Origin of the sequence: Pseudoalteromonas shioyasakiensis (genome assembly GCF_022398475.1) — a bacterium.
Taxonomy (GTDB): Bacteria; Pseudomonadota; Gammaproteobacteria; order Enterobacterales; family Alteromonadaceae; genus Pseudoalteromonas.
Genome location: NZ_JAKEVM010000151.1, coordinates 1 through 10,304 on the forward strand (window position 1 = coordinate 1; position 10,304 = coordinate 10,304).

General features: G+C 43.8%; 8 protein-coding genes. All 8 read right to left on the bottom strand.

The window, feature by feature from the left end; all coding sequences use genetic code 11:
- Nucleotides 1–57: 57 nt before the first annotated feature.
- Nucleotides 58–2,394, bottom strand: a complete 2,337-nt coding sequence (locus L1D51_RS18520) for a fatty acid cis/trans isomerase (protein ID WP_239964470.1) — start codon at nt 2,392–2,394, stop codon at nt 58–60.
- Nucleotides 2,391–2,771 carry a hypothetical protein gene (locus tag L1D51_RS18525; RefSeq protein ID WP_055198464.1) on the bottom strand — a complete coding sequence of 127 codons (381 nt, stop codon included), beginning with the start codon at nt 2,769–2,771 and terminating at the stop codon, nt 2,391–2,393. The genes L1D51_RS18520 and L1D51_RS18525 overlap by 4 nt, the downstream gene beginning before the upstream one ends.
- Nucleotides 2,772–2,909: 138 nt before the next feature.
- On the bottom strand, nt 2,910–3,575 hold the full coding sequence (locus tag L1D51_RS18530) for an SDR family oxidoreductase (protein ID WP_239964471.1): 666 nt from the start codon (nt 3,573–3,575) through the stop codon (nt 2,910–2,912).
- A 277-nt stretch (nt 3,576–3,852) separates the two neighbouring features.
- The gene (locus L1D51_RS18535) at nt 3,853–4,647 is read right to left on the bottom strand and encodes a VOC family protein (RefSeq protein WP_239964472.1); all 795 of its coding nucleotides are present in this window, start codon (nt 4,645–4,647) and stop codon (nt 3,853–3,855) included.
- Nucleotides 4,648–4,821: 174 nt separating this feature from the next.
- Nucleotides 4,822–5,538, bottom strand: a complete 717-nt coding sequence (locus tag L1D51_RS18540) for a hypothetical protein (protein ID WP_239964473.1) — start codon at nt 5,536–5,538, stop codon at nt 4,822–4,824.
- 73 nt (nt 5,539–5,611) lie between these two features.
- Nucleotides 5,612–7,408 carry an alkaline phosphatase family protein gene (locus tag L1D51_RS18545; RefSeq protein WP_239964474.1) on the bottom strand — a complete coding sequence of 599 codons (1,797 nt, stop codon included), beginning with the start codon at nt 7,406–7,408 and terminating at the stop codon, nt 5,612–5,614.
- Nucleotides 7,409–7,419: 11 nt separating this feature from the next.
- Complete coding sequence (locus L1D51_RS18550; RefSeq protein WP_239964475.1) at nt 7,420–9,009, bottom strand: alkaline phosphatase; 1,590 nt, start codon at nt 9,007–9,009, stop codon at nt 7,420–7,422.
- 556 nt (nt 9,010–9,565) lie between these two features.
- Nucleotides 9,566–10,304 (bottom strand): elongation factor Tu (locus L1D51_RS18555; protein WP_239964476.1); only part of this gene is annotated, 739 nt, incomplete at its 5' end.

Below are 10,304 nucleotides of genomic sequence, written 5' to 3' on the forward strand. Positions count from 1 at the left end.
ATAGAATACAAGAAAGCCCACTTGAAGTGGGCTTTAAACATGATAATTAACAGAAATTTATCGATTTTCGAGTCGGTTATAGTCAAATAACCCAAATTCAACGCCGCGATACTCTTTCGCTACACGGTGTAAAATATCGCTGTATTGCCAAAACTGTGGATGTGTTCGGCGAATAGCGAATTCACTTTTCAGATCTCTGTAAGCTGCTTCATCTGTTGCTTTAGCAAGCCCAGCTGCAAAAGCTGCAATTTGCTGGTCATTGTGTAAGTACCAAATGGCTTCTGGGTAATCACCTATGAACCCAGGCACAATCGTTACTGTATCTTCGTCATAAGCTCGTTGCCCTTCTTCATTCAATAAGCTCGAAATATTGTAATGAGCATTATGATGGATCAGGGTATAGGCCTTGTGCCTATCATCGCCATCTTTGACTAACACAAACGAAATTTGCGGTAGCAAGTTCACTGCTTTAACCGGAAGGTTGTTAATTTTAGCAAGTGGCTCAGGCACTTTTGTATAGTCGTAACGAGGGCTTAAAATTGGCTTAAGCTTCTCTTTTAGCATATTGAACAACTCTGACTGCGAGTCCATTGTTTTGTATTCAATACCCGTAGGTTGGCTAAATGACAATTCATCTTCAAAGAAACTCGTTAAGCTAGGTGGTGATTTACGATACCACTGAGCTTTAATTTCTTTGCGCTTAGCTTCTGGCAATAATGCAAGGTAGTTTGCTTCACCCTCTAAGCGTAAAAAGTCCATATACAAACGAGTTAATAACTGATGACCAATGTTGCCATACACATCAAACCCCGCCACCAGCAAGTAGTGAATACGTTCAAATAGTGCGTAGTCGAGTATCCAGGCGGTTTTTGGTTGCTGGCCTATCCAGCCCTTTACAACTGTTGCGCTATCAAAGTGGCGGAACACCGTCAGTGCTGCATTTTGGTTATGGCCATCACCCTGCCAAAGTAAATCGGTTGTTAGGTGCTGACCGTTCTCAAACATCTTATTAGCCAGTGCAACTTTGGCTGACAGGTATTTGTTTTGGCGTTTTGAATACTTCACCCAACTAGAAATCGGCAAGGCATTGCTTTCTTCTTCTGCTGGTAATGCTAAGGCATCTTCATGTTGTAACAACAATTCACCCACTTTAGGTGTCGCCGCCATTTCAGGTTTAGCAAACCCCACCCAGAACTGGTCGTTAATCACGTTTAACGCGATTTGACCTCGACAAACAGGCCCTTTAATAAAACCCATAATAATAAGCTCAGCTTCATCAAGCATAAATTGATAACGTGAGTTTACTGGGATTGCAGCAAAGGCTTTAAACGGATTTGATGCCACTTCTGGTTTATAGCTTGGCAGTTTATTTACTTGGTAATCAGCTTCAATAAATTGCGAATGTATGCGCGCAAGCTTTTCATCATTTAACGCTAAAGGTAAATGTGTTTTCGCTAAAATAGTCGAGCGGTCATGCATTAAACGGTAGTAAACACGCTCAACTTTAGGGTCTTCATAAGGGCGACGGGTGCTAATGTGTTTGATCTCTTCACCCGGTGGCGTTGAAGAGCGAACCAGCTTAAAGTAGCTGTGTTTATCGCCATGCTCAGGGAAGTAAATATGCGCTAAATACCAGTGCTCATAAATATAGCGAGCAGCCAGTTGATGCTTTAAACCATCTTGATTTAAAAATGCTTCCCAACGTTCAACTTGTTTTAGTACGCCTTCTTCAGGAGGCTCAATATGAGCAAGGTAACCGCCCTTCTTAAGCCATTTAGCAAGGTGTTGAAACTCTTCGCTTGAGATCCCCGGCAAACCATATGGCATACCACTGTGTGGGTTATCTTTAGCGAATGAGTCAAATTCATTCATTGTGGTGCATGTTTGTTCACGATCGAGCGAAAAATCAAACTCATCGCCTAAAATAGCTTGCTTAGGAAGAGGGCTACTTTGCTTAAGTACTAGGGCATTATAAAGCACGCTACCCGCTAGGTTCGCTTCTTCGGTTTGTGCTCGCTCGTTAAGTACTGGCGTAAAGCCTTTTTCACGCCACTCGGCGGTAGATGTCGCATCAAACAGTAAGCGACTAGGCTCTTGGGCTAGTAAACGAGTGCCATCATAAACACGCTCTTTACTTAAGCCGCGGTCAATACCTTCCACAGAAGATAACTTAAGCTGACATGGTGCGTCATAACAGCCGTGACAAACCACACAACGAGTGTCTAGCACAGGCTTTACATCACTTAAAAACTCCGCGCCTTCAAGTGTTGATGCAGCAACAACGCGCGCTCTAGGTTGCTCTTCACCAAACAGTTCATCGTAATGAGCAGCACCTAAATAAGCACAACCACTTAATAAAATAAGACCAAATACGGTAGTGAGGAGTTTTCTCATCCTTCCTCCTCGATATCTTCAACGTCATCGCCTAAATCGAAGGTTGGCATCATATCGACTTGCGGCGATACAAAGGTTTGGTCGTTGTCGCAACTAAGCATCGCGCTTAATAGTGGCCCACGAACGAGTGTCAGCTGCGCATCATGCTCACCATCAATCAATGCTTGATAGTCATCATTTAACGCTTCAAGACGATATTCATTAATGGCAATTGCGACACTGCTATCAACAGCTGGATTTTGGCAAAGCTGCGCGAGTAACTCTTCGCTTAGCGTTACATGTAATAGTAAATCTGGAGATTCGATATCGCGGCTGTGAAGGTTTTCATCGAAATAAAAAAGAGGAAGGGTTAAATCGCTATTTTGCTCTAATTCCATGTGCTGCTCTCTACATCAAAATGACTTTTAATTGTACGAGTATAGCAAACTATAAGTTCAATAATTAGCGAAACTTATCAGCCGTTAGCAGCTTTTTAGCCGCTAACTAACCGAATTATAAAAACAGTGAAAAATGCATTACCAAGGTAGCGTTTCGCCGTTTGAATGCCAAAACCCACCTGTGTTGCTAAGGTTTAATTCGTCAATCCGCTTGATGAGCCGCTCTGCAGCAGTTTCAGGGCTAATATCGCCTGCAAAATTAACCATTTGCGTTTGTACAAAGCCCGGGTGGAATAACCCTACAGCAATTTTTTTATCTTTTAGCTCATGGGCTAAACTAACACTGGCAGCATTAAGTGCCGCTTTTGACATACGATAGCCAATATAACCGCCCGAGCCATTATCAGCAATTGAGCCCATGCGCGATGTGATCATCGCCACTTTGGCATCAATGCCTAAGCTTTGCTGTAATGCATGAGTAATGCGAATAGGTGCGATACTGTTCACACTAATTTGCTTTTCTATAGCAGCAAAGTCCATGTCAGCGAATGTTTCGTTATGAAAAATACCGGCGTTGTTAACCAAAATATCAATCTTGTCGCCGTGTAAGTAATTGGCAAGTGTTGCAACATCATCGGCATCAGCCACATCAATATCGCTAATAATTTTCACATCGAGTGCTTGAAGCTCCTCACTTGGCGTGCGAACCACTGCAGTAACACGGTAACCTTGGGCTGAATACTGTTTACAAAAATTAAGACCAATACCTTTATTGGCCCCCGTAACCACCACATGCTTAGTCATCAATCTGCTCCTTAATTAGCTTTTTATACCAATTCGCTTAATTAAATGGTCTATTTTGAGGCAAGAAAACCTCGTTGATAACAAGGCAAAAATTTCGTTATTTAGTTGTTCTAAATCAGAAATTTTTAACGCAGGTAGCGACAGGTTTAATCACTCAAAATGACTAAGTATTATTGCGGATTGGTATTATACCCAAACCACCTCAAGGTGCGAGTTTGTGCATTTTGAGATGACTTAGATATATATACCTTGGGACAGATTGGCAAAAACCAAGGGCTTAAGTTAATTCATCAATGGTTGATTTAAGTATAGAAAATACGGCCCCTTGTGGATCGGTAATCACACTAAAGCGCCCAACATCTGGAATGTCTGTTGCTGGCACACAAATAGCGCCATTAAGCTGCGTTGCTTTAGCGACTGCCTGATCGCAATCTGCTACCGCAAAATACGGCATCCAATGGGGTGGAATATCATCGGGCCATTCATTGGTCATCTCAAGCATGCCCGCAATCGGTTGCTCATCGATGGTAAATAAAGTGTAGTCCATGCCCTCCATGGGTTTCACCTCAAACTGCCACCCGAATAACTTACAATAAAAGTCGCGACTTTTTTGCATGTCTTTCGACACAAGCTCAAACCAGTAAGGTAGGTTAAGCTCTTGCACTCGTTTAGCCCCGATATGCTCACCGGCTTGCCACAAGGCAAATGTTGCACCACCTGGTTCTTGCAGCATCACCATGCGACCCGCCGTCATAACATCATGCGGCCCTGCCAATACAGTTGCACCTAACGATTTTGCCAGCTCTGTGCTTTGGTCAACATCATCAACAGCAATGTACAATAACCAATGGGTTGGCATCTCGCTCATACTTTCTGGCAGTTGATACATAGCGGCAATATCATCACCTTGTTTTTTCAGCATGGTGTAATACATATCTTCGCCTATTGGCTGGTCATCAAAACCCCAGTCAAAAAGTTGCGTATAAAACTGCTTTGCAGCTTGCCAGTCTTTCGCGCATAACTCGGCCCAGCAGAAAGTACCTGCAGGGTGTTTTGTATTTATTTTTGTCATGACTGTTCCTCCTTGGTTAAACTTAAGCAACAATCGTACAATTTACCAATCAAACCAGACAATAGTTGCAACACTTTGTTGAAATAAGTGATTTAGCCTTAGCTAAACAGACTATGAACTGCTCGAGTTACAGAGACAAAAATGCCGCTAAAAAAGCGGCATTGTAATAATTAATTAGTGATGATGGCCATGCTCACCTCTGAGCTGATTACCTTGCGCATCATAAAATCCGCTTGCACCGTGCTCAACAAACCCTAAGTTGATCATTTTAGCTAAAAACGGATCGCTTTCATTATCACCGATATCTGCGTAATCGGTCGTTTGATAGTTATCCCATTTCGCAAATTCTGCCTGAATCTTTTGCTGGTTGTGATGACTGGCTGCTAAAGCAATTTCACGGCTATAAGTTGGTGTTGAAATACGAATTGCTTTGAGTAACTTTTGATTGGCAAGCCAACTTAGCTCTATTTTGCTATCACCCTGCTGTTGTGTGTAATACTCTGTTAGATCACAGCCTTCACCTGTGCTTTTCTGGTGCGTCATTGAGGCTAAAAACTTATCGCTTACTAGCTGATATTTGCTACTCCAATCTTGTTCACCTTGCACTTCCGATGGTTGATACTCAATACCACGCTGGGCATGCTGAAAATAACGAATTGGGCGAATTTGTTGATTGCGCAACTGTTGCCATAATTCAATAAACTGTGGATTCTGCTTAGCCACCTGGTGAGGCGTACGCCAAAGGGTAAAGGTGTTTTCAGTATGCTGCTTATTAGCAACTATATCTGTTGTGACCGTATAGTCTGCTTGCGTAAAACCGGTGTTCATATCGCATTGCCCTGCAACAGCAAGTGGGCTAAGTAATGAGGCAAGTAAGATGGCTGCTTTCACGGGATTCTCTTTTTGTCTTGGTTTACTTTATAACTAATTGAGTAAGGGAGGCTTAGAGCCTCCCAAACACTCATTATTGTGCTAATTTAGCATCGGCTTGTTTAACAAGGTCAGCGGCATAATCCATAACATGGAAGATAAGGCTTTGCTCATTAGTGCCTGTTACTAAATGTGCACCTGGGCCTACTGCATACACACCCACATCTTCTGCTGCGTGTGTTTCAGAGCCTAGTGGTACGACGGCTTCTTGGTGGAAACCTGGTGTTGTTGTGTCAACATCAGTTAAATCAACACGACCCGTTATCGGCGCAAAGTTATAGCCTGCATCAGCATCAGTCTCATCACCTAAGTCGCGGAAACCGCCACCATTGGTATAACCAACCGTTGTGTATGGCATGTTATCTGCTGCAAGTGATGGTTCATCACTACCCACAGGTACCACTTTACCTAAAATTGGGTTACCACGTTTTGGGTAGCCAGCAATAGTAAATACGTGGCTGTGGTCAGCTGTTACTATGATTAACGTGTCTTCAATGCTGGTTTTATCAAGAGCAACTTGGACTGCTTTTGAAAGCGCAACTGTATCGCTTAGTGCATTGTAAGCATTACCAGCGTGGTGCCCGTGGTCAATACGGCCAGCTTCAACTGTTAGCATGAAACCATTAGCGTTGTTGTCTAACACATCAATTGCTTTTGCTGTCATCTCAGCAAGCGAAGGCTCGCCCGCTACATCGTTTGCGCGATCGGCTTCGTATTGCATATGTGATTCATTAAATAAACCAAATACGCGCTCTGTTGACTCTGCATCGATTGCATCAAAACCTGCTTGGTCCATCACATATTGACCTGCTGGGTATTTAGCTTTCCATTCAGCTGTTAGGTCGCGACCATCTGTACGGTCACCTTCTACAGCGCTCACAGCATCAGCAGAGTTAAAAGCTGCATCTTTCGGTAAGAAATGACGACGACCGCCGCCCATCACAACTTCTAAACCATCAACATCTAGGCCTTCGTAGCGTGCTTCTAGGTTTGCTTCAAAATTAACTAATTGCGATGCAATATCTTCACAACCAGCGGTAACTGCCGCCTCTGGCATATCTGATACGTCTTCCCAGTTACGGTCGGCCGATTTTGCATACGTTGCTGCAGGTGTTGCATGAGTGATACGCGCTGTCGAAACAATACCAGTCGACTTACCGGCAATCTCAGCAAGCTCAGTGGCTGTAACTAGTTCATTACCTGCAACCGTTGCACAGTTACCACGCTCGATGTCTTCATCAACACCGATAACGCCAGCATCCGTTTTTACGCCCGATGCCATTGCTGTCATCGTCCCCGCAGAATCAGGTGTTTGCGCATCAACGTTATAGGTTTTAGCAAACCCTGAGAAAGGTAGTGTTTCAAAGCTTAGTTGGTGCTCTTCACCTAACTTACCTTCAAGCTGACCGGCCATGATACGTGCTGCCGTCACGGTTGAAATACCCATGCCGTCACCAACAAACAGAATCACGTTTTTCGCTTTACCAGACTCTTTTACAACGGCAGCAATGTTTTCTTCGCTAGTAGCGACTTTAACTTGTGCTGACTTGAACCATTCATTATCGGTCAACGGCGCTAATTGCGATGCAGTTAACGACGTTGCTGGTGCATTACATGCAACGGTTGTGTCCGTTACTTCTGCTGAGTCTAGCTCACCGTTATCGTTGCTATCTGCACCGGTTAGCGTTTCTGTACCACCGTTTACGCACTGCTCAGAACCAACAGCTAATGTATTTTCAACGGTTAATGTTTTTGGTGAGTTGTCATCGTCATCAGAACAACCCGCTAATGCCACTACTACAGCAAGAGAAATTAAATTTAGTTTTTTCATCGTCGTCGCCATTATTCTTCAATTAGTTCTAGAGCTTGGTTAATGATGTGGAAAATTACGTTTTGCTCCACAACGCCTTGTGCTAGTTGCGCACCTGGACCTTTTGCATGAAGTGAAATATCTTCACCCGCATGAGTCTCAGAACCTAATGGCACGGTAGCTTCTTGGTGATAACCAGGCATCGTCGTATCAACACCCGTTAAATCAACACGACCTGCAAATGCCGCTTCGCTATATGATGCATCTGCATCAGTTTCATCACCTAAATCGCGAAAACCTAAACCATTTGCATAACCAACTGTGGTGTACGGCATACCATCTGCCGCAAGGCTTGGCTCTTCGCTACCAATGGCAACCACTTGACCTAAGATTGGATTACCGCGCTTTGGATAACCCGCGATAGTAAATACGTGGCTGTGGTCGGCAGTAACAAGAATAAGTGTTTCTTCTGGGTTGGTGTTCTCTACTGCTGTTTGCACTGCTTTGGCAAATTCAACGGTATCGTTTAACGCGTTATAAGCATTGCCCGCATGGTGGCCATGGTCGATACGACCAGACTCAACGGTTAAGAAAAAGCCTTTTTCATTGCTCTTTAAGATGTCGATCGCTTTACCTGTCATTTCAGATAATGACGGCTCACCCGCAACATCGTTAGCGCGATCTGCTTCGTATTGCATGTGTGATTCGTTAAATAATGCAAATACACGTTTGCTGTCAGCATTTAGTGTATCAAAGCCAGCTTGGTCCATGACGTACTTGCCATCAGGGTACATTTCTTGCCATTCAGCAGTTAGGTCACGCTCATCAGTACGGTCGCCTTCTACTTCACTGACTGCATCAGCTGAATTGAACGCTGCATCTTTCGGTAAGAAGTGACGACGTCCGCCACCCATCACAACTTCAAGACCATCTACGTCAGTACCTACGAAGCGTGCTTCTAGGTTCTTCTCGAAATTAACAAGTTGTGAGGCGATATCTTCACAACCAGCTTCTACAGCATCAGCTGGCATGTCTGACACGTCTTCCCAGTTACGGTCAGCTGATTTTGCATAGGTTGCAGCCGGGGTTGCGTGAGTAATACGCGCCGTTGAGACAACACCTGTTGCTAGACCTTTAATTTCTGCCAGCTCTGTTGCGGTAATTAACTCATTACCCGCAACGGTTGCACACTTGCCACGCTCGATATTTTCGTTAACACCAATTACACCTACATCGGTTTTAACACCTGAAATAATTGCTGTCATTGTGCCTGCAGAGTCAGGGGTTTGCGCATCAACGTTATAAGTTTTGATTTGCGCTGAGTAAGGGAATTCTTCAAAGCTAAGTAAGCCTTCTTCGCCCGACTTACCTTCCATTTGCCCCGCCATGATACGCGATGCAGTTAGCGTTGAGATACCCATACCATCGCCAACAAATAAAATGACATTTTTAGCTTTAAACGTTTGCTCAGCCTGAGCCGCCGCTTCTTTTTCTGTTAATTTTGTTTCAGCAGCACTATACCAATCATTTTGTTTTTGACTGTCTGGTAACACACCTGCATTGGCCGTCGCTGACAATGCCAGCGTTAAACCAATTGCAGTAGCAATTTTATTAATTTTCATCGTTACGTTCCGTTAGTACGTTATTTTAAGAATTTGAGTGCTAACTAAACTGCACTTGGATAATTAGCGCAGCCATACTAAGAAGGCATTGTTACTAAAAAAGTGGTTTTTCATGACGAAATGATGAAACAAAAACAACTTTAGCTATAGGTAAGTAATTAGTTTTAGGGGAAATAATAGGGTTAGGTGCTAGGGGTGAGTTGCGAGTTAGCGAGTTAGCGAGTTAGCGAGTTAGCGAGTTAGCGAGTTAGCGAGTTAGCGAGGGTAAAGGTTCTAGGTTCTAGGTTCTAGTTCAAGCATAACCTTGGGAGTGCTTTATGATAGTTTGGTTTTATCAAAGTACAGGTTTACATGGATTGTGTTGGGTTTCGCTTCGCTCAAACCAACCTACCCGAAGAATGAACAGGGCAAATGCTGAGTGAAAACACAAAACTAAACAACCCCACCGATCGATGATCTGACGTCTGAAAGCTGACAGCTGATAGCTTTTCACCCATAAAAAAACCCGAGACTAAGCTCGGGTTTTTCTTAATGCTTAATGCATCACTATAGTTGATTACTCAACGATAGTTGCAACAACACCAGCACCAACTGTACGGCCACCTTCACGGATAGCGAAGCGTAAACCTTCGTCCATCGCGATTGGGCAGATTAGTTCTACAGTCATCTTAATGTTATCACCAGGCATTACCATTTCAACGCCGTCTGGTAACTGTACGTCACCTGTTACGTCAGTTGTACGGAAGTAGAACTGTGGACGGTAACCTTTGAAGAATGGAGTGTGACGACCACCTTCATCTTTAGAAAGTACGTATACTTCTGAAGTGAACTTCGTGTGTGGAGTGATTGAACCAGGCTTAGCTAGTACTTGACCACGCTCAACGTCTTCACGCTTAGTACCACGTAGAAGTGCACCGATGTTCTCACCCGCACGACCTTCGTCTAGAAGCTTACGGAACATCTCAACACCTGTACAAGTTGTCTTCGTAGTTTCTTTGATACCTACGATTTCAACTTCGTCATTCACGTTGATGATACCAGCTTCAACACGGCCAGTTACAACAGTACCACGACCTTGGATTGAGAATACGTCTTCGATAGGCATGATGAATGGCTTATCGATGTCACGCTCTGGCTCTGGGATGTAAGAATCTAGTGCTTCTGCAAGCTCAACGATTTTGTCTTCCCACTCTTTCTCGCCTTCTAACGCTTTAAGCGCTGAACCTTGGATTAGTGGTAAGTCATCACCTGGGAAGTCGTACTCAGAAAGAAGTTCACGAACTTCAATCTCAACT